This is a genomic window from Bradyrhizobium sp. ISRA442 (assembly GCF_038085055.1).
In the GTDB taxonomy this organism is placed as follows: domain Bacteria; phylum Pseudomonadota; class Alphaproteobacteria; order Rhizobiales; family Xanthobacteraceae; genus Bradyrhizobium.
In genome coordinates this window covers 1-20,419 of sequence record NZ_JALGCN010000020.1, presented here as the reverse complement: position 1 = coordinate 20,419, position 20,419 = coordinate 1, and the positions used below count along the sequence as shown (strand labels likewise).

The 20,419-nt window shown below is 65.0% G+C and carries 18 protein-coding genes; 13 read left to right on the top strand and 5 right to left on the bottom strand.

All coding sequences use genetic code 11. The features are described 5' to 3' along the window. The first annotated feature begins 103 nt into the window (after positions 1-103). Positions 104-2,503, top strand: coding sequence for a bifunctional diguanylate cyclase/phosphodiesterase (locus tag MTR72_RS30745; protein ID WP_341511679.1), 2,400 nt, complete (start codon positions 104-106; stop codon positions 2,501-2,503). Positions 2,504-2,506: 3 nt separating this feature from the next. Here MTR72_RS30745 and MTR72_RS30740 read toward each other — a convergent pair whose 3' ends face one another. Then, entirely contained in the window at positions 2,507-2,941 is a 435-nt protein-coding gene (locus tag MTR72_RS30740) for a hypothetical protein (protein ID WP_341511678.1), read from the bottom strand. 65 nt (positions 2,942-3,006) lie between these two features. Between MTR72_RS30740 and MTR72_RS30735 the strand changes: the two genes are divergently transcribed. Beyond that, positions 3,007-3,621 carry a hypothetical protein gene (locus MTR72_RS30735; protein ID WP_341511677.1) on the top strand — a complete coding sequence of 205 codons (615 nt, stop codon included), beginning with the start codon at positions 3,007-3,009 and terminating at the stop codon, positions 3,619-3,621. Positions 3,622-3,657: 36 nt separating this feature from the next. Next, positions 3,658-4,257: a YdcF family protein gene (locus MTR72_RS30730; protein ID WP_341511676.1), complete on the top strand. Its 600-nt coding sequence runs from the start codon at positions 3,658-3,660 to the stop codon at positions 4,255-4,257. 18 nt (positions 4,258-4,275) lie between these two features. Here the strand turns inward: MTR72_RS30730 and MTR72_RS30725 are convergent, their stop codons facing one another. Continuing rightward, on the bottom strand, positions 4,276-5,619 hold the full coding sequence (locus MTR72_RS30725; RefSeq protein WP_341511675.1) for an aminotransferase-like domain-containing protein: 1,344 nt from the start codon (positions 5,617-5,619) through the stop codon (positions 4,276-4,278). 188 nt (positions 5,620-5,807) lie between these two features. On the opposite strand from MTR72_RS30725, the gene MTR72_RS30720 reads away from it, so the two are divergent. Further along, entirely contained in the window at positions 5,808-6,044 is a 237-nt protein-coding gene (locus MTR72_RS30720; protein ID WP_341511674.1) for a DUF1127 domain-containing protein, read from the top strand. A gap of 172 nt (positions 6,045-6,216) precedes the next feature. Here the strand turns inward: MTR72_RS30720 and MTR72_RS30715 are convergent, their stop codons facing one another. Both MTR72_RS30715 and MTR72_RS30710 read right to left on the bottom strand, forming a co-directional pair. Then, positions 6,217-6,642: a universal stress protein gene (locus MTR72_RS30715; RefSeq protein WP_280969902.1), complete on the bottom strand. Its 426-nt coding sequence runs from the start codon at positions 6,640-6,642 to the stop codon at positions 6,217-6,219. Between the two features lie 56 nt (positions 6,643-6,698). Then, complete coding sequence (locus MTR72_RS30710; protein ID WP_280969903.1) at positions 6,699-7,235, bottom strand: SixA phosphatase family protein; 537 nt, start codon at positions 7,233-7,235, stop codon at positions 6,699-6,701. Positions 7,236-7,328: 93 nt separating this feature from the next. Between MTR72_RS30710 and MTR72_RS30705 the strand changes: the two genes are divergently transcribed. From MTR72_RS30705 to MTR72_RS30665, 9 genes are all read left to right on the top strand, one after another. After that, the gene (locus MTR72_RS30705) at positions 7,329-8,792 is read left to right on the top strand and encodes an NAD(P)/FAD-dependent oxidoreductase (RefSeq protein WP_341511673.1); all 1,464 of its coding nucleotides are present in this window, start codon (positions 7,329-7,331) and stop codon (positions 8,790-8,792) included. Between the two features lie 89 nt (positions 8,793-8,881). Beyond that, complete coding sequence (gene msrB / locus MTR72_RS30700) at positions 8,882-9,394, top strand: peptide-methionine (R)-S-oxide reductase MsrB (RefSeq protein ID WP_280969905.1); 513 nt, start codon at positions 8,882-8,884, stop codon at positions 9,392-9,394. A 178-nt stretch (positions 9,395-9,572) separates the two neighbouring features. Beyond that, positions 9,573-11,834 (top strand): flagellar hook-basal body complex protein, encoded by a 2,262-nt coding sequence (locus MTR72_RS30695; protein ID WP_341511672.1) that lies wholly within the window; start codon positions 9,573-9,575, stop codon positions 11,832-11,834. A gap of 35 nt (positions 11,835-11,869) precedes the next feature. Continuing rightward, the gene (flgK, locus tag MTR72_RS30690; protein WP_280969907.1) at positions 11,870-13,753 is read left to right on the top strand and encodes a flagellar hook-associated protein FlgK; all 1,884 of its coding nucleotides are present in this window, start codon (positions 11,870-11,872) and stop codon (positions 13,751-13,753) included. A 20-nt stretch (positions 13,754-13,773) separates the two neighbouring features. Next, positions 13,774-15,663 (top strand): flagellar protein, encoded by a 1,890-nt coding sequence (locus MTR72_RS30685; RefSeq protein ID WP_341511671.1) that lies wholly within the window; start codon positions 13,774-13,776, stop codon positions 15,661-15,663. A gap of 74 nt (positions 15,664-15,737) precedes the next feature. Then, a complete protein-coding gene (locus tag MTR72_RS30680) occupies positions 15,738-16,523 on the top strand; it encodes a hypothetical protein (protein WP_341511670.1) in 786 nt (261 codons plus the stop codon). After that, a complete protein-coding gene (locus MTR72_RS30675; protein ID WP_445819649.1) occupies positions 16,513-16,833 on the top strand; it encodes a hypothetical protein in 321 nt (106 codons plus the stop codon). The genes MTR72_RS30680 and MTR72_RS30675 overlap by 11 nt, the downstream gene beginning before the upstream one ends. Before the next feature lies 1 nt (position 16,834). Next, positions 16,835-18,088, top strand: a complete 1,254-nt coding sequence (locus MTR72_RS30670; RefSeq protein ID WP_341511668.1) for an ATP-grasp domain-containing protein — start codon at positions 16,835-16,837, stop codon at positions 18,086-18,088. Then, on the top strand, positions 18,085-19,584 hold the full coding sequence (locus MTR72_RS30665; RefSeq protein WP_341511667.1) for a pyridoxal phosphate-dependent decarboxylase family protein: 1,500 nt from the start codon (positions 18,085-18,087) through the stop codon (positions 19,582-19,584). Before MTR72_RS30670 ends, MTR72_RS30665 begins: the two co-directional genes overlap by 4 nt. A gap of 73 nt (positions 19,585-19,657) precedes the next feature. Here MTR72_RS30665 and flbT read toward each other — a convergent pair whose 3' ends face one another. Beyond that, positions 19,658-20,095 (bottom strand): flagellar biosynthesis repressor FlbT, encoded by a 438-nt coding sequence (flbT, locus tag MTR72_RS30660; protein ID WP_280969913.1) that lies wholly within the window; start codon positions 20,093-20,095, stop codon positions 19,658-19,660. Positions 20,096-20,419 lie beyond the last annotated feature (324 nt).

The window sequence follows — 20,419 nt, the reverse complement described above, 5'->3', positions numbered from 1 at the left end:
CGAGCGCACACATTCTCTGTTCACCATTTCGGAAACCGATTTGTAGCCGGTTACCGACTATCCACCTCTGTGGGCTCAAGTGCAGGTCCAACAGGGGCTGGCCATGTACCAAGTTCTTTACTGTCTCACCGACGAGCATGATTGGCGCCTCGTCGCGCTCGGCGGCGCGGTGTGCCTGCTCGCCAGCGCGGCGGCGATCAGCCTGTTTCACCGGGCGCGCGCGGCGCACGGAGGGGCCCGTGTGGCGTGGATCACGCTCGACGCTGCTGTCGCCGGCGGCGGCATCTGGGCAACGCATTTCATCGCGATGCTGGCCTATGGTCCCGGCGCCGCGGGCGCCTACGACATTCCAGTGACGCTCCTCTCGCTCATCTTTGCGATCGCCGTCACCTTCATCGGGCTGAGCATCTCGGTGTCGACCACGCGCCGTCCACTGGTCGCGGTTGGCGGCGCCGTCGTCGGTGGCGGCGTGGCAGCGATGCACTATACCGGCATGATGGCGCTCGATATCCCCGCGGATATCAGTTGGGCGACCGGCACCGTGACGGTATCGATCCTGCTCGGCATCATTTTCGGATCGCTTGCCTTGTTCGTCGCTGGACGAAGCGACAGCCTGTCCGACGCTCTGGGCGCGACAGTCCTGCTGACCGTCGCCATCGTCTCACATCATTTCACGGCCATGGGCGCGGTGCAGTTGACGCCCGATCCCGCGCGCGCGATCGGCGGGTTGTCGATCCCGCCGGCTTCGATGTCCTTCCTCACCGCCAGCGCTGCGGTCGCGATCATCGCGATTGCGCTCGTGGCAGCGCTGCTCGACCGCCGCGCCAAGGGTGAGCTGGGACGTCAGCAGGTCGTGCTGGACACCGCGCTCGAGAACATGTCGCAGGGGCTGTGCATGTTCGATTCCGAGGGCAAGATCCTGCTGTTCAACGAGCGATATGCGGCGATGCTGCGCCGCTCCGACATGCAGCTCACCGGCCGCCTGCTCCTCGATGTCTTGAAGGAAGAGCAGGCCAAGGGTCAGTGGAACGGCGATCCCGACCAGTTCTTCGCGCGTCTCGTGGAGGACGCCCGCGGCGGCCGTACCACGACCGATGTCGCCAAGCGGTTCGGCCGCTCGATCCGCGTCGTCAACCAGCCGATGCAGGGCGGCGGCTGGGTCGCGACCTTCGAGGACATCACTGAATGGCTCGAGGCGCAGGCGAAGATCTCGCACATGGCACGCCACGATGCGCTCACCAATCTGCCGAACCGCATGTTGTTCCACGAGCGGCTGGAGCAGGGGCTTCGCGTGGCGAAGGCGAACGATCAGCTCGCGGTGCTCTGCCTCGATCTCGATCACTTCAAGGACATCAACGATTCCCTCGGTCATCCGATCGGCGATGCGCTGCTGCAGCAGGTCGGCCGCAGGCTCGCCGCCTGCGTCGGGGAGAACGACACCGTGGCGCGTCTCGGCGGCGACGAGTTCGCCGTAGTCCAGCTCGGCCGGTCGGAAGAGGCCGCCGCGACGGTCCTCGCCGGCCGCCTCGTCGAGGTGATCTCCGCGCCCTACGAGATTGCCGATCATCAGATCGTGATCGGTGTCTCGATCGGCATATCGCTGTCGCCGCAGGACGGCAGCAATCCGGACGAGCTGTTGAAGAATGCCGACCTGGCGCTGTACCGCGCCAAGGCGGACGGCCGCGGCACCTATCGCTTCTTCGAGGCAGGCATGGATGCGCGCGCGCAGGCGCGGCGCCTTCTGGAAATGGATTTGCGCGCGGCGCTGCAACGGAGCGAGTTCGAGGTCCACTACCAGCCGATCCGCGACGTCGCCAGCGATCGCGTCGTCGCCTTCGAAGCGCTGCTGCGCTGGAACCATCCGCAGCGCGGCCTGATCTCGCCCATTAGCTTCATTCCGCTGGCCGAGGAGACCGGACTGATCGTGCAGCTTGGCGAGCTCGTGCTGCGTCGCGCCTGCGCGGATGCGGCGACCTGGCCGGACGATATCGGCGTCGCCGTCAACCTGTCGCCGGTCCAGTTCAAGAGCCCGAACCTGATTGCATCCGTCGTCGACGCACTGGAATCGTCGGGACTTGCGGCGCGTCGCCTCGAACTCGAGATCACCGAGTCCGTCCTGCTCCAGAACAGCGAGGCGACGCTTGCCATCCTGCACGAGCTGCGCGCCAAGGGCGTGCGGATCTCGCTCGACGATTTCGGCACCGGCTATTCCTCGCTGAGTTATCTGCGCAGCTTCCCGTTCGACAAGATCAAGATTGACCGCTCCTTCGTGTCGGAGCTTGCGACCCGCGAGGACTCCATGGCGATCATCCGCGCCGTGACGGGCCTGGGGCGAAGCCTCGGCATCGTGACCACGGCGGAAGGTGTCGAGAACGACGCGCAGCTCGAACTGCTGCGGCGTGAAGGCTGCACCCAGGCGCAGGGTTATCTGTTCAGCAAGCCGAGGCCGGCCTCCGACGTGGCGATGATGCTGGAACGGCCGCGGCTGCGCGCCTCGGCGTAAGGGTTATCCGCGGCGTAGCGCGAAATGCGCGCCGCAAAATGCCATCACGGCGCCGAGGCTGAGCGCGGCAAGGCCCGCAAGCACGGCGGAGGCGGTCGAGATCGTGCTCGGCGCGGACGCCGCCTGGCCCGCACCGGCAAGCAGAAGCACGCCGACCGCGATCAGGAACTGCCGCATCCGCTGCGGGATCTGGCCGGAAACGGCGCTGTGCATCAGCGTGGCGGTGAAGTAGCCGCCGGAAAAGCCGACCGTTGCAATCAGCCACCAGGCGATCGCCGCACCCGCCGGCATGAATTCGTGCGTGTCCGAGCGCCAGAGGCCGCCGAGGTCGAGCCCGTAGCGCGCTCCCAGCACGTGCACCGCGAGCGCGAGCAGCACGCCGGAGATCACGGCAGCCCCGAGAATCAGACGGCGCGGAAAAAAGATCGTCTCAGCCATGCCTCGCTTGTAGGATGGCGGGGGGCGATCGCGCAAGCCGATCGCGGACGGGATCGGTCAACAAGATGCAGGTTTCCGAGGTGCAGGCCGCTTCAGTCACAAGCTACGCTTACAAAGCCTCGCTGATCGACTCGGCGCACCGCTTCGAACTGACGGACGAGGGCTTGTCCTGGCACATCGCCGGCCGCTCCGGCCTGTGGCGCTATGACGAGATCAGCGCGATCCGGCTGTCGTTCCGTCCGGTGTCGATGCAGCAGCGCCGCTTCCGCGCAGATGTCAGCCGTGCGGGCGGCGGCCGCATCGCGATCCTGTCGACGAGCTGGCAGAGCGCGGCCCTGATGGCGCCGCAGGACAATGGCTATCGCGACTTCATCGTGGAATTGCATGCGCGGATGGCGAAAGCCGGCAGCCGCGCGGTGCTGACGGCAGGGCTCGGGCGCAAAACCTATGCGGCGGCGCTTGCGCTTCTGGCGATGCTGGCGGTGGCGATGGCCGGGCTCCTGATCCGTGCGCTCATGGTCGGCGAATTCGCCGGCGCACTGTTCGTCATCGGCTTCGCCGGCTTCTTCACCTGGCAGATCGGCGGCTTCGTGCGGCGCAACCAGCCGCGGACCTATACTTTCGATCGTCTGCCGCAGTCCTTGCTGCCTAGGCCTGCAACCGGCCGCAATCAAACGTGACTTCGCGACCGGGCGACGGTGTCGCATCGTGCGACCATGTCAGCCATGGATCGCAGCACCCGCGTGCCGACGGCCGATGAGGTCGCCGAGATCAACCGGACCCATCTGATCGATACGCCACTCTTGCCGGCCGACCTGGTGTTCATGTTCGGCACGCGCGAGGACGTCGCGTTGCGCGTCGAGGCCGCCGCGCGGCTCTGGCGCGACGGCTATTTCCGCTGGTCTATTGTCAGCGGCGGCGTGACGCCGGGCTCGGAGCAATCCGAGTGCACGATCATCAAGGCGGCGATGGCCGCGGCAGGCATTCCGGCGGACCGGATCCTGGAGGAACATCGCGCGATGAACACCGGCGAGAACGTGATTCTCTCGCTGCCGATCATCGACGCGGCGCTGGGACTGCAAAACATCCGCAGCGTGATCTGCCTCGGCAACACCTGGACCGCGCGGCGCTACCCGATGACGCTGCACCGGCATTGGCCGGATGTTACGAAGATGCTGCTCACAGTCGACAGCTTTCCAACTCCGCGCGCGCTCTGGCACACCGATGCCGAATTCCGCCGCCGCATCCTGCACGAATGGGACAAGATCGAGCCGTACAAGGCGAGGGGCTTTATCGCGGAATGGCCGCAAGGCTGAGCGGCGAAGGCACTCGCGCTACTCCGTCGAGTCGAAATCCTCTTCCTTGGTGCCGAGCAGGGAGGCAATCGTGCGCAGGCCGGCATCGAGCTGCTCGGGCGAGGGCGGTGCGAGGGCGAGCCGCACGGCGTTCGGCGCGTGACCATGCGCGATCGCAAACGTCGAGGACGGCGTCAGCGCGATGCCGCGCCGGGCTGCTGCGGCGACGAAGGTCTGCGAGCGCCAATGCGGCGGCAGCGTGAGCCACAGATGATACGAGCGCGTGTCGGCCGAGATCTGATAGCCGGCGAGATGCCGCGCTGCAGCCTGCTGGCGTCGTGTGGCGTCGATGCGCTTCAGCCGTGTCAGCTCGGCGACCGTGCCGTCGGCCATCAGCCGTTGCCCGGCTGCGAGCGCATGGCCCGAGGCAATCCATCCGCCGGTCCGGACCGCGCTCATCACGCTCTCGCGCAGGCGAGGTGGCGCGACCAGGATGCCGAGCGCGAGACCCGGAGCGACCTTCTTGGACAGGCTGTCGAGCACGAGGCAGCGGTCCGGGGCGAGCGCGGCCAGCGGCGTCTCGTCGGCGAGGAAGCCGTAGACAGTGTCCTCGATGATGGTGAGGTCGAGCTTCTCGGCGACGCGCATGATGTCGGCGCGTCGCGCCGCATTCATGGTGACGCCGAGCGGATTATGGATCGTGGGCTGGATGTACAGCGCGGTGAGATGCGCCTCGCGATGCGCCTTCTGGACCGCGTCGGGACGCGCGCCGTACTCGTCCATCGCGATCGGGACGAGGGTGACCCCGAGCCGTGCCGCGATGCTCTTGACGTAGGGGTAAGTAAGGGCCTCGACGCCGCAACGGCCGCCCGTCGGCACGAGTGCGGCGAGCGCAGCGGCAATCGATTGCTTGCCGTTGGCGGTAAAGACGATCTGGTCGGCCTGCGGCGTCCACTCCTTGCGCGCGAGATAGGCGGCCGCGGCATTGCGCGCGCTCTTCGTGCCGGTGCTGGTCGAGGCGCGCAGCACGGATTCGAGCGCGTCGATGCGCTCCAGTCCCGCAAGGCTCTTGGCGATCATCGCCCACTGCTGCGGCAGCAGCGGATAGTTGACCTCGAAATCGATGCGTGCGTCGCGCGGCTCGCTCATCACTTCGATCTCGCGCTTGACGTCGCCGGAGATGAAGGTGCCGCGGCCGACCTCGCCGACCACGAGCCCGCGGCGCAGCAGCTCGGTATAAACCCGGCTCGCGGTCGAGACCGCAATGCCGCGGTCATAGGCAAAATTGCGCTGCGGCGGCAGCCGGTCGCCCGGTCTTAACGTCCCGTTAGAGATATCGGCCGCAATGGCGTCGGCCAGCTTCACATACTCGAACTTGGACATTATTGCACCGAGAGCAATGTTTTCCTTGCACCGAGAATTGTACTGGAGCATTTAAGTTCCATCAAGTTCCGCGATTGAGCCGAGGAGTGCGAGAGCAATCCGAGGGCACAAAGGTGCAGGCGCCTCGCCAGGCGTGTGCGCCAACGGCATCGGCTGCGCCGCGCGGGACGCTACGCCGGAGAAGAACAATGACCACGATCTCGCAAACTGCCGGGCAGAATTTACGCCCATCCTCATCGGGCGGATTTTTCCGCGCGCTTGCCAGCGGCGCCTATGCGCTGTTCGAGCGCCTGGAGCGCCGCTCCGCCATCAAGACGCTGAACGAGCTCGACGACCGCGCGCTGCGCGACATCGGGATCACGCGCTGCCAGATCGAGGACGCCGTCTACGGACAGGTCAAAGCCGAGCTGACGCGGTATCTGTAAGGGTGTTTCGACGACCATCATGCCCGGAATACGCCCGGGCGTGATGACCTATCGAGAGGCGTGAAATGCCTGACCATCGTCATTGCGAGCGCAGCGAAGCAATCCAGAATCGTTCCGCGGCGGCAGTCTGGATTGCTTCGCTGCGCTCGCAATGACGGAATAGGCGCGAAGGTTAGTGCCGTACGACCAGCACCGAGCACTTGGCGTAGCGCACGACATGCCCGGCATTTGAGCCCAGGAAATAGGTGCGCATCGCCGGCCGGTGCGAGGTCATGACGATCAAATCGGCCTTCATGTGGGCCGCTTCCTCCAAAATTTCGTGATAGATGCCGCCCTGGCGCACCACGCTGGAGATGCGCGCCGGCTCGATGCCGGACTCGCGCGCGACGATGGCGAGCGCTTCTTCCGAGGTCTGGCGCTGCTGCTCGTCGAAATCCGCCGGCACATATTCGGCGAGCATAACCGGCGTCATCGGCAGCACGTTGAGCAGCCGTATCGTTCCGCTCCAAGTCTGCGACAGCGTCGCCGCGGTCGCAATCGCCGGCTTTGCCAGATCGGTGTCGGCGAGGTCGATGGGCACGAGAATGGACTTGAACATCTGCGCCTCCCTGTTGATCAAGCTGGATCAACCGGTCGAGACGGCGCCCGCGCGTCTCATCCCAGTCGAAGCAGCTTGGGGCTGACGAACAGCACCAGCTTGCCGCGGCGGTAGGCCACGTCTTCCCAATCCTTGACGTCAAAGTCGAAGATCGCAAGTCCCGCGGTAGGCAGGTTGTGGGCGAGCGCCTTGGCGCCGGCCGGATCGCCGCCGCCCATCAGCATCAGGGCGACCTCATGCATGCCGGGATTATGGCCGATCAGCATCAGCCGCCTGGGGGCGGCGGGCGCGGTTGCAGTGCGAATTGAATCCAGGATCTGCGCCGGATCGGCGCCGTAGAGTTCCGGCAGGATTTCGACCTGCGGCGCCGCGACGCGGTCCTTCATCGTCTCCCAGGCAATGTCCCAGGTCTGCCTCGCCCGGACGGCGTGAGACACCAGCACGACCTCGGGGAACGGCGGATGGGCGGCCAGCCAGTCCCCCATTTGCGCCGCATCCCTGTGGCCGCGGTCGTCGAGCCGGCGATCCCGGTCACGGCCGCTGGGTGCGTCAGTCTCGGTCTTGGCGTGACGCAGCAGCATCAAACGGCGCATGGCATTCTCGAATCATTACGCGTCCTGGATAATCTACAGACGCCGGTTGCGGACAAGGTGACAAGCGCCGGATCGGTCCTTTAAGAAAACGGCATGAGCGAGACTTTCACAAGCATGTCCCAGAAAGAAGAAGCCGGCTTTCGTGAGCGCGAGCGGCTGACGTTCGATCTCGACGCCGACATCTGTGTCATCGGCGCCGGTCTCGCCGGGCTTTCCGTGGCGCTGGAGGCGGCCCGGCTCGGCGCCAGCGTCGCCGTGCTCGAGGGGCGTCACGTCGGCTGGAACGCCTCGGGCAACCAGCTCGGCACGGTGATGCCGGGCTTCGCGCTGCCGCTTGCCGAGCTGGTCGAGCGCATCGGGTTCGAGGACGCGCGCGAATTGTGGACGCTGTCGAAGGAGGGGGCCGAGTTCGTTCGCGCCAATGCCACCGAGGCGAACATGCCGGGCATTGGCGTTAGCGACGGCGTGCTGGAAGTATCCAATGTCGATGCCGGCGACCGGCTGATCAGCCGCTTGCAGATGCTCAATGAGGATTTCGACACGGAAGTCGAGGGCTGGCAGGTCGATCGCGTCCGCGACGTGCTCGGGACCGATCGGTATTTCCACGGCGTGTACTATCCGAGGGCATTCCAGGTCGACGGGCGCAAATATGTGCATGGTCTTGCGGCGTTGGCGCGGCGGGCGGGTGCGCGCATCTTCGAGGATACGCCGGTGGTCAGCATCGATCATTCCGGTATCCGCAAGCGCATCGTCACACCGTCGGCGCGGCTGCGCACCACTCACATCGTGCTCGCGGGAAACATCCATCTTGGCGCGCCATTGAAGCGCTTGTCGGAGACGTTGCTGCCGGTGTCGCGCTATGCCGGGATCACCGCGCCGCTCGGCGAGCGCATCCATGACATCATCGCATTCAAGGGCTCGGTGATGGATTCCGACGGCATCGACCATTTCCGCATCGTCGATGGCGACCGGCTGATGTGGGAGAGCCCGGAAACCACCTGGGCCGCACGCCCGCAGCGTTTCGCTGGCGCCGTCAGGCGGCGGATCCGGACCATCTTCCCCGAGCTCGGCAATGTCGAGATCGCCGACATGTTCGGCGGTGCCACCGGACAGACCGTGCACGGCATGCCGCAGATCGGTGAGCTGCGCAAAGGTCTGTGGGTGGCGAGCGGTTTTGGCCGCCAGGGCATGAACACCTCGGCCATGGCCGGACAATTGATTGCGCGTAGCATCCTGAGGGGAGACGAGCGCTGGCGGCTGTTCTCGCCGTTCGAACTGGTGTGGGCGGGAGGCGCGACGGGAAGGGTTGCGGGCCAGCTCGTCGGGATTTGGACCAGGGCGAGTTCCAGCGCCGCAGGTTCGCTTGCGCGCTATCGCGAAAAGGCGCGGGTCAAGGAACGCGAGCGGGAGCAGCGGCTCGCCGAAGCCAACCGGGCCGCCGGTACGGGTCCGCGGCGTCCGCGCCCAGAGCACCCGCCGGTGCGGCCTGCCGCCCCGCCGGAACGGGCACCAGTGGCAGGCAGCAGGGCCGGGGAGGAGGAACCTCTCTCGCAATAAGTTGAGAAAAATCTCCGCCTGACGGTGTAACGTCGGCCGTTAGAACCCGTATCTCAGCGCGTGGACTTGGCCAGCGCACGGAGAAAGAGATGTTTGACCGCCGCATCCTGTTGACGACTGTCGCCGGCCTGTTCGGCCTTTCGGCCCTCCGCTGGCTGCGAGCATCACCTGCCGAGGCCGGTGAGAAGGCCGCGGAAAAGTTCGAGATCGAGAAGACCGAGGCCGAGTGGCGTGCCCAACTCACGCCGCAGCAATACGAAATCTTGCGTAACCATGGCACCGAGCGGCCGGGCTCCAGCCCGCTTCTGAAGGAGCACCGCAAAGGCGTCTTTGCCTGTGCCGGCTGCGACCTGCCGCTGTTCTCGTCCGACACCAAGTTCGAGAGCGGCACGGGCTGGCCGAGCTTCTACCAGCCGATCGAGGGCAATGTCGGCAAGACCGAAGATCGGACCTACGGCATGGTCCGCACCGAGGTGCATTGCCGCCGCTGCGGCGGCCATCTCGGCCATGTCTTCGACGATGGTCCGAAGCCGACCGGACTGCGCTACTGCATCGACGGTTTCGGGCTGGTCTTCCACCCGGCGACGCCGTCCGCGACGTAGGTCGGATCCCGGCAATTGTTGCCGGCCCGGCAATTGTGCCCCGGTCATTCGGCCGGGGCATCACTATTTAAGCCATTGATTTCCTTAAGATACCGCATTGGCATAGGCCTTGCGACGTCTCCTTTCGACTGCGGCCATGGGTCGACCGGCCGCCGAGATCGGATTTGGAGACAAAGTTATGGGTATCTTCGATGCAATGAACACCTCGGTGGGTGGCCTGCAGGCGCAGTCCTATGCGCTTCAGAACATTTCCGGCAACATCGCGAACTCATCCACCACCGGTTACAAGGGCATCGGGACCAGCTTCGAGGATCTCATCCCCGACTCCTCCGTGCCGAGCAAGCAGGTCGCCGGCGGCGTCACTGCGCATGCGCAGGCGACCATCACGACGCAAGGCACAATCTCGGCCTCCAGCGTCGCCACCAACATGGCGATCACCGGCGACGGCTTCTTCTCGGTACAGAAGGCGAGCGGTGTCGTCGACAACGTGCCGGTGTTCAACGGCGTCACCTATTACACCCGCCGCGGCGACTTCCAGGTCAATGCCAATGGCAATCTGGTCAACGGCGCCGGTTACTACCTGATGGGCGTCGCGGTCGACCCGAAGACCGGCAACCCGCTCGGTAACGTGCCGACGGTGCTGCAATTCCAGAACAACTTCATCCCGGCGCAGGCGACGACCGCAATCCAATACGCGGCGAACCTGCCGACCCAGCCGAACACGGTGGCAAGCTCAACGGCGCAGAGCGGATCGCTGCTCGCGGCCGGCGGGCTCAACCCGTCGGACTTCTCCGCCAACCCGCTGCCGGTGGGTACGCCGCCGGCGCCCTATACGAATGCGACGGTCTCCGGCGCAGCCGCGACTGGCAACGTCCGCTCGGCCTACTCGTCAACGACCGGAACGGGCACGGTTGCGCTCCAGAACAATTCCTCGGCGGTAGCCTCCACAACCACCTCCCTCGATAACTCCGCGGGCACGCATCTCGCCTCCAGTATCCTCACCGCGCTGAGTGGCCAGACGCTGACCATCAACGGCAATACGATCACCTTCAACGCCGGCACCACCGTCTCGACGGTCGGCAGCAACACCACGATCGGTCTCGGCGCGGGTACGACGGCCACGGTGTCCGATATCCTGAACGCGATCCAGACCGCCGGCGGCGCCGGCGTCACGGCGTCGCTAAGCGCCAGTGGCAACATCCAGATCTCGACCGGCACCGGCACCGACGTGGCGATCGGCAGCGGCACGGCGGCCACCGCGCTCGGTATCAGTAGCGTGACCCGCGGCGGCAACGTGCTGTCCACGCCCGCCATCACTGGTGCGACGGTACTCAGCGGCACCGCGACCGCCGGCGGTGCGGAAGTGCTCTCATCGGGCTTCTCGGCAGGACCTCCCGCCGACACCATCACGGTGAACGGTCAGACGCTGACCTTCGTGGCTTCGGGTGCATCCGGCCCGAACCAGATCAACGTCACCGACAACATCACAACGCTGCTCGGCAAGATCGACGCGCTCAGCGGCGCATCGGGCTCCTCGATCAGCAGCGCCGGCGTGATCACTCTGAACACCGGCACCGCCTCTAACCTGACAGTGTCCAGTTCTAACAGCGCAGCCTTCGCTGCGCTCGGATTCACCTCGTCCATCAGCAAGAACCGCGACGGCGGCGGCACCGCCGGCACCGGCACCGTGATCGGCAACGATATCGCCACCTTCACCAAGGAGTCGATCAGCGGTGGTGCGGTGACCGCATATAACGCCGCCGGTACGCCGGTGAACCTGCAACTGCGCTGGGCCAAGACCGACAGCGCCTCGCTCGGCGCAGGTCATTCCGACACCTGGAACCTGTTCTACCAGACCGACCCCAACGCGACCGGCACGACGGTCGGCTGGGTCAACACTGGACAGGCTTTCACCTTCGCCAGCGACGGCTCGCTGACGTCGCCGAGCGGCTCGGGCATCACCATCAACAACGTTGTCGTCAGCGGTCAGTCGCTCGGCTCGGTCGCCTTCAACATCTCTTCCGGCGGGCTGACGCAATATGCCAGCACCAGCGGCGCGGTCACGATCAACACCATCACGCAGAACGGCTACGCCGCCGGTCAGCTCCGCTCGGTCGCCGTCAACAACAACGGCCTCGTGGTCGGCACCTTCTCCAACGGCCAGAACCTCGACCTCGCCGCGGTGACGCTGTCGCACTTCAACGGCACCAACTACCTGAAGGCGCTCGACGGCGGCGCCTACGCGGTAACCGACCAGTCGGGCCCGGCCATCGCCGGCGCATCCGGCACCATCAGCGGCTCGTCGCTGGAAGGATCCAACACCGACATCGCCGACGAATTCACCAAGCTGATCGTGACCCAGCAGGCCTATTCGGCCAACACCAAGGTGATCACGACGGCGAATTCGATGGTGCAGGACCTCCTCAACGTGTTGCGCTGATCGGCGCGTGACGTAACCAAAGGCGGCCAGTCAACATGGGTTTGAGTTCAGCCCTTGCCAGCGCGATGAGCGGCCTGCGTGCCAACCAGGCCGCGCTCTCGATCGTCTCCTCGAACGTCGCCAACTCGCAGACGCCGGGTTACGTCGTCCAGACGCCGAACCAGATCGAGGTCACCACCGGCGACTTCGGCTCGACGGCGATGACGACCGGCGTCAGCCGGGAGCTCGACACCTATGTGCTGAATCAGCTCCGCACCGAGACCGGCGGCAGCGGCTATGCCGACCAGATGGCCAACATTCTGAAGCAGCTTCAGAATGTCTACGGCACGCCCGGCAATGACGGAACGCTCGAAACTGCGCTGAACAATTTCACCTCGGCGCTGCAGGCGCTGTCGACAAGCGCAGGTTCCTCGTCGGCTCAGACGGTCGCTCTCGGTGCGGCACAGACGCTGGCACAGCAGCTCAACGTCACGACCAAGGGTATCCAGTCGCTGCGCTCGAACGTCGAGCAGGATCTCGGCACCTCGGCGCAGCAGGCGAACGCGGCGATGCAGAAGATCGCCGACATCAACACCAAGCTCCAGGGCCTGTCGGCGAACGATCCGTCCGCCGCGACGTTGATGGATCAGCGCGACCAGGCCATCAATACGCTGTCGAAATACGTCGACGTCCGCGTCGTCACCGACGGTTCGAACCAGGCCAACATCTTCACCAACACCGGCATCCAGCTCGTCGGCGCCGGGCTCGCCTCGCAATTCTCCTTCGCGTCGGCCGGCGCGCTCGGGGCGACCTCGCTCTACAATACCGATCCGGCCAAGTCCGGCGTCGGTGCGTTCAACATCAGGCTGCCGAACGGCTCGCAGGTCGACGTCGTCGCCAACAACGTGGTCTCCTCGGGCCAGATCGCGGCCGATCTGAAGCTGCGCGACCAGACCCTGGTGCAGGCGCAGAACCAAATCGACCAGCTCGCTGCGACGATGGCGAGCGCGCTCTCCGACAAGACCACGGCCGGCAGCACGGTTTCCGGCCCGCCGGCGGGCTTCGACGTCGACCTCGCCGGTGCGCAGCCCGGCAACACCGTCAACATCACCTACACAGACACGACGACCAACACCCAGCGCCAGATCACGCTGGTCAACGTCACCGATCCGGCGGCGCTGCCGCTCCAGAACGCCACCAATGCCAACCCGATGCGGGTTGGTGTGAACTTCTCCGGCGGCATGGGCGCGATCGCCTCCGCGCTCAACACCGCGCTTGCCGGCTCACATCTGACGTTCTCGGCTGCGCCATCGCCGGCCACCGCCACGACGCTGCGGATCACGGACGACAACACCGGCCTCGCCAAGGTCAATTCCTCGTCCAGCACCAAGACGATCTCGTCGCTGACCTCGGGCAATCCGCAATTGCCGCTGTTCACCGACGGTGGCCAGGCGCTGTATACAGGCGCCATCACCGCATCCGGCTCGCAAATGACGGGCCTTGCCGGACGCATCGCGGTGAACACGTCACTGGCCGCCGATCCGACCCGCTTGTCGGTCTACAGCACCTCGCCGGTGACGCCGGCCGGCGACACCACCCGCTCGGACTATCTCTATTCGCAGCTCACCACGGCGGTGTTCTCATATTCACCGCAGACCGGCCTCGGCTCGGCGAGCCAGCCTTTCACCGGCAGCGTCTCGAACTACCTCCAGCAGTTCCTCAGCGTTCAGAGCAACGCGTCGACGCAGGCGACCCAGCTCCAGCAAGGGCAGAGTGTCGTGGTGTCGACGCTCCAGGCCAAGTTCAACTCGACCTCCAGCGTCAACCTCGACTCGGAGATGTCGAACCTGATCCAGCTCCAGAACGCCTACGCCGCCAACGCCCACGTCATGTCGGTGGTGCAGAGCATGATGAACACCTTGATCCAGGCTCAAGTGTAACCAGTACAGGGCTCTGAAAGATGTCGATCAGCAGTATCAACTACTCCTCGTCGGTCCTCGGCGCGCAGATCCGCAACATCAATCAGCAGCTCACCGACCTGTCGACGCAGCTCTCCACGGGCAAGCTGTCGCAGAATTACTCGGGCATGGGCACCAACGAAGGCTTTGCCATCGCCTCGCGCGCACAGCTTTCCAACATCGGCGCCTATACCGACACGATCACCAACGTCAACGTCAACATCAACCTCGCCAACACGGCGCTTCAGTCGCTGACGACGATCCGCAATACGGTGCAGACGGGCTCGGCTAACACCGCGCAGGATCTCAACGTCAACGGACAGACCATCGCGCAGAACACCGCTGCCGCCCAGTTCGGCTCGATGGTCGGCGTGCTCAACACGCAGTCGGGCAATCGCTATCTGTTCTCCGGAACGGCCGTCAATACACAGTCGGTCGCGGACGCGGGCATCATCATCAATGGCACCACGACACAGGCGGGGCTGAAGACTGTGATGGCCGAGCGACAGGCGGCCGACCTCGGTGCCAACGGCATGGGACGGCTGGTGCAGACGCAGACTGGGAGTTCGATCACGGTGGCGGAAGATTCTGCCACCTCGCCGTTCGGCCTGAAAATCGCGGCGGTCTCCTCGACGCTGACGGGTGCAACGCTCACCGGCCCGAGCGGCTCGCCGGTGTCGTTCTCGATCAATCTTAACGGCACCAATCCGAGCAACGGCGACAAGCTGAGTGTTCAGTTCACGCTGCCGGACGGATCGACAGAGCAGGTCAACCTGACTGCGTCCACGGCCACGCCGACGCCGACGGGTAGCTTCGCGATCGACACGAGCACTCCGCCCAACCCAGCCAACACGGTATCGAATCTCAACGCGGCGTTGAACGACGCCATCAAGAAGCTCGCCAACACATCGTTGGTGGCGGCGTCCGCCGTCACGGCGGGCGACAATTTCTTCAACACGGCGAGTTCAGCGATCGGGACTACGGCGGTCACCAATCAGGCCGCACCGCCGGCTTCGACCACGGCCACGGGCGCGACGGCGCTGTGGGGCACCAACCCATCGGATTCGATCTCGCCCGGCTTCACCGCCGGCAACACCATCACTGTGAACGGGACCACGCTGACATTCGTCAATTCAGGTGCGACCGGGAACCAGCTCAACGTCACCGACAGCATCCAGACCCTGCTGAGCAAGATCGACTCGATCACGGGAACATCGAAGCCATCGACGATCCATGGCGGCGTGATCACGATCAACACCGACGATGCTGCCAGCCTGAACATCACGAGCACGAACACGGCGGCAATGACCTCGCTTGGCTTCAGTTCGTCCCCGATCACGGCAACGCAGCCGCCGCTGCGTGTCGGCTCGTCGCCAGCAAGCTCGGCGACGACGTTGGTGAACGGCTCGGCCAACACCGTGAAATGGTACCAGGGCAATGATGGGCCCGGCTCGCCGCGCTCGACCGCGATGGCGCGGGTCGACGATTCCATCACCGTGCAATATGGCGCGCAGGCCGATGAGGACGCGATCCGCCGGCAGCTCCAGGCGATCGCCGTGTTCGGCACGTTCTCGACCTCGCCGACCGGGCAATATTCAAGCGGGCAGGTTGCGGCGCTGAGCCTGCGCACGACCCAGGCGCTGACGCAGCAGCCCGGACAGCAGCGCATCGAGGACATCCAGACCGATATCGCGATGGCCCAGAACACGATGAAGGACGCGACCACGCGCCAGACCCAGGCCAAGGCGCAGCTCCAGAGCATTATCGACCAGGCGGAGTCGGCCTCTCCCGACCAGGTGGCGAGCGAAATTCTGGCGCTCCAGAACGCGCTCCAGGCCTCCTACCAGACCACCGCGAACCTCGCGCAGCTCTCGCTGGTCAAGTTCCTTTAAGGGAGCGTTAAGTCGCCGTTAACCATGCCTGTTTACCTCTTGGTGAGGGTTTGAGGTGGGGGCGGGGGCCGTCGATGCCGGATAAGATGCAGCTCGTGGTAGCAACGCCCTGCTTCGGCGGGCAGGTCTCGAGCATCTATGCGAGTTCGATCTTCGCGCTCCAGCGTGCCGTGCACGGAATGTCCAATCTCGAGCTCAAGGTGCTCCTGCGGGACGGCGATGCGCTGATCACGCGGGCGCGGGCCAATCTGGTCGCGATGTTCCTGGACGATCCCGCGGCGACGCACTTCCTGTTCGTCGACGCTGACATCGGCTTCAAGCCCGAGCAGGTGTTCCGCCTGGTCGAATGCGGGGCTGACGTCGTCGCCGGCTGCTATCCGATCAAGCGGGTCAACTGGGACAAGGCCAAGCGAGCGATCACGGCAGGCCGGACCGACGTGGCGGCAGCCTCGCTCGACTATGTCCTTGAGATCGAGGATCCCGACCGCATCGTGGTGGTCAACGGCTTTACCCGTGTGCGTTTTGCCGGCACCGGATTCCTGATGATCCGGCGTCACGTACTGGAGGCGATGTGCCGCCATCCGAATTACGCGGGCTTGCAATTCTTCCGCGAGCATTCGCATGACACGCTGGCGGCGAGCCGGAACCGGTTCGCGCTGTTCGAATGCATGATCGATCCGGCGACCGGCACCTACCTTTCCGAGGACTTCGCCTTCTGCAAGCGCTGGACCGACATCGGCGGCGAGATCTGGGCCGACATCCAGAGCTCGCTCGATCATGTCGGCCCGTCTGTCTTCCACGGCGACATCGCCTCGCAATTCGCGCCGGCACCCGCGACGTCGGCGGCCGATGCGGCGTGAGTCTTTCGGGATGAGCATCGGCGCATCCCGCTGGCAGGCAGCGGAGCGCCTCTTTGGCGGCGGCTCGCGCTATGGCCTGCGCGATGTCTTCACGCCGCTCGACACGCTGCTCGCCTCCGGCGGCGGCCCGCGGCGCCTGTGCGTCGGCGCGCGGAACGTGACCGATGCCTGGTCGGCGGACGAAGCGCAGGTGCAACGCAATCTGCAGCATGTCCTCGATCGTATCGCCCACGTCCTGGTGAAGATCGAGCTGCTGCTTGGCCGCGTGGACGGCGCGGCTCTGCCGGGCAAGTCCGTGTTCGAGGTGTGAAATGCAGCATCCCGTTTCCGCGCCGATCGGCGTGACCGTACCAAACTATGCCGATCGCATCGGCTTTGCCCGGCTGACTCACCAGGCTTTTGACGGCGTCGATCTGCGTCCGCTCCGCGACCGGCTCGTCGCCCGGATCGCGGAAGGCACTGCGCAGGCCGGCGAAGGACTCGATCTATCGTTGATCGCCCAGCTTCTCGGCGACAAGGAGGCGGGACTCGCAATCCAGGCCGAGGTGCTCGCCTTTCATCAATTGTTTCGCTCGCCCTGCGCGGTCACAAAGCCGGCCCTGCGCGTCCTTGCGCTGGCAGCCGCCATCGACATGGGCGGCAATACGCCGATCGAATTCCTGCTCGAAGGCTCCGACATCGAGCTGATGACGCTCTACGTCGTCAAGGGATTCGGTTTGCCTGATCCACTGCCGGATCACGACATTGCGATTGTCATCGCATCCGATTCCGAGGAGTGCCGCGAGGCGCTTGCTGCGATCGAGCAGGCGGCGCCGCGCTGGCCGCGGCCGCTGCTCAATCATCCGGACCGCATCGCCAATCTGGATCGCGACAAGCTGCATCGGTTGCTCGCGGGTATCACCGGTCTCGACATTCCCGCAACCGTCAACGTCACGCGCGCGCAATTGTCGGCGCTTGCACAAGGCACGATCCGCTGCGCGGACATCACCGGAGATCTGCATTTTCCGATGATCGCGCGGCCGCGCGGCTCGCATGCCGGCGCGGGACTGGCGAAGCTCGACAACGCCGCATCGCTCGCGGCCTATCTCGCCGAGAGGCAGGAGCAGGAATTCTTCGTCGCGCGCTTCGTCGACTATGCGAGCGCCGACGGGCTCTATCGCAAGTATCGTCTCGCTATCGTCGACGGCCAACCCTACGCCTGCCACATGGCGATCGCCGACCGCTGGGACATCTGGTATCTCAACGCCTACATGGCGTTCAGCGAAGAGAAGCGCGCGGAAGAGGCTGCATTCATGCGCAACTTCGACGATGTCTTCGCCGCGCGTCATCGTGGCGCGCTGCGGGAGATGTCGGGGCGCGTCGGGCTCGACTATTTCACGATCGATTGCGCCGAGAACAAAGACGGCGAGCTGCTGATCTTCGAGGCCGACAACACCGCGGTCGTGCACAACATGGATTCGCCGGACGTCTTTCCGTACAAGCAGCCGCAGATGCGCAAGATCTTCGCGGCGTTCACGGCCATGCTGGCCCGTCACGCCGGGGCCGGCGAGGGGAGTGCAACATGAACGAGATCATCCGCAACACGCAAGCAGCCGTCACCGGCAATTCGCTCGATCCGCAGGACTGGAACGAGTTTCGCGCGCTCGCCCATCGCATGCTGGACGAGACGATCGACGGCATTGCAAACGTCCGTGCGCGTCCGGTCTGGCGGTCGATCCCCGACGATATCCGCGCGAAGTTCAGGGCCGACGTGCCACGTCGGGCAACTGATCTCGCCGATGTCTATCGCGAATTCTCCGAGAGCGTCGCTCCTTACGCGACTGGCAACGTCCATCCCGGCTTCATGGGTTGGGTGCATGGTGGCGGCACCGCCGTCGGCATGCTCGCCGAGATGTTGTCTGCGGGACTCAACGCCAATCTCGGCGGGCGGGATCACATGCCGATCGAGGTCGAGCGCCAGATCGTCGATTGGATGCGCGCCCTGTTCGCTTTCCCGGAGAGCGCCAGCGGCCTCTTCGTTACGGGCACGTCGATGGCCAATCTGATGGCTGTGCTGGTGGCGCGCTCGAGCGCGCTCGGCGCGCTGGCACGGCAGCATGGCATCGGCAATGACGGCGCGCTGCTCACGGCCTACACGTCGAAATCCGCGCATGGCTGCATCTCCAGGGCAATGGACATTGCGGGGCTCGGCACCGACGCGCTGCGTAAGATCGACGTCGATGCCGATCATCGCATCGATGTCGCCGCACTGCGTGCGCAGATCGCGATTGATCGCGAGGTCGGGTTCAAGCCGTTTCTCGTCGTTGCCTCCGCCGGCACGGTCGACATCGGCGCGATCGACGATCTCAAGGCACTCGCGGCGCTGTGCCGCGAGGAGGGGATCTGGTTCCACGTCGATGGCGCGTTCGGCGCGCTCGCGATACTCTCACCAGAGCTCGCGCCGCTGCTGGACGGCATCGAGCTGGCGGATTCGATCGCGCTCGACTTCCACAAATGGGGGCAAGTGCCCTATGACGCCGGCTTCTTGCTGGTGCGCGACGGTGAGCGGCATCGGCAGGCGTTCGCGCAGCCCGCGGCCTATCTGCGGCGCGAGGCGAGGGGGCTTGCGGCCGGCGCGGTCTGGCCCTGCGATCTCGGTCCGGATCTGTCGCGCGGCTTCCGCGCGCTGAAGACCTGGTTCACGCTGAAGACGTTCGGCACCGACCGGCTGGGCGCGGTGATCGCGCGAAGCTGCGCGCTGGCAAGATATCTCGAGTCGCGCGTGCTCGCGGAGCCGCGGCTGGAATTGCTCGCCCCCGTGAATCTCAACATCGTGTGCTTCCGCTATCGCGCCGACGATGCGATCAATCGCGAGATCGTCGCCGACGTCCAGGAGTCCGGCATTGCGGCGCCGTCGAGCACGACGCTGGACGGAAACTTCGCGATCCGAGCCGCGATCGTCAATCACCGCACGGATGAGACCGACATCGATGCGCTGGTATCGGCCGTGCTGGAGTTCGGCGCGCGGCGATCGGGCCAAGGCCTGATCGAAACCGAGGCGCCGCCGCTCGCGGTACAGTGAGCTCGAGAGCGACCGAAATGAACACGCCCCGGACCTCGTCCAGGGCGTTGACCATTGTGATGTGGCGAAGCGCTTAGGCCGCGGTACTGACGTCACCTTTGACGTCATCCTTGGGATGGGTGGCCTCGTATTGATTCCGCAGCTTGTCTTCATAGGCGATCAGCTTGCGCGCATCCTTCAGCGCCCGGTAGAGATCGCCGCTCATGATGTTGTTGTTGATGCCCTCGATGATCGGCCAGGCGCTCGGCACGGCGGTGACGATGTCGCGCACCAGGTTGAAGTAAGTGCCGTGCTGGGTCTGCGGATCGGGCGAGATGTACATGAGCTGGACCGCCAGATAGACCAGCTTGGCCGGCGTGTTGGCGGTCTCCGGCGTGAGGATGTCGCGCTCGCGCAGGATCGGCACGTTGTCGCCGTCGATCAGGAGGCGGGCGCGCTGGTCGGTGTTGGTAATCACGCAATTGCCGACGATGATGCGTTCGTGCGGCCTGAGCTCGACCTTGAGGGCCATGCCTGTTCTCCATCAACTCTTTAGTAACGAGCGTCGCGCGCGCCACGCGATGACGGCAGTCGGCTCTGATTTGGAGTTGATCCTTGCTGAATGTGGTTAACGGGTCGTAAACGCTGACGGTCGACGCAGAAAGCGTAATAATTTCAATGGGGATGGGGCCAGTTCGAGGCCGGTTCGGGCCGGCTCGGGGTACCTTTGTTAGTCCGTCTGGGACAAACCGGCGATTTCATTTCACGGATTGTTAGAGGCTTGGACGCACCGTCCGCCGGTCGTTTGATCAATTTCGGTCAAACAGGACGCGTAGCTACCAGAAAGGTAACAAGT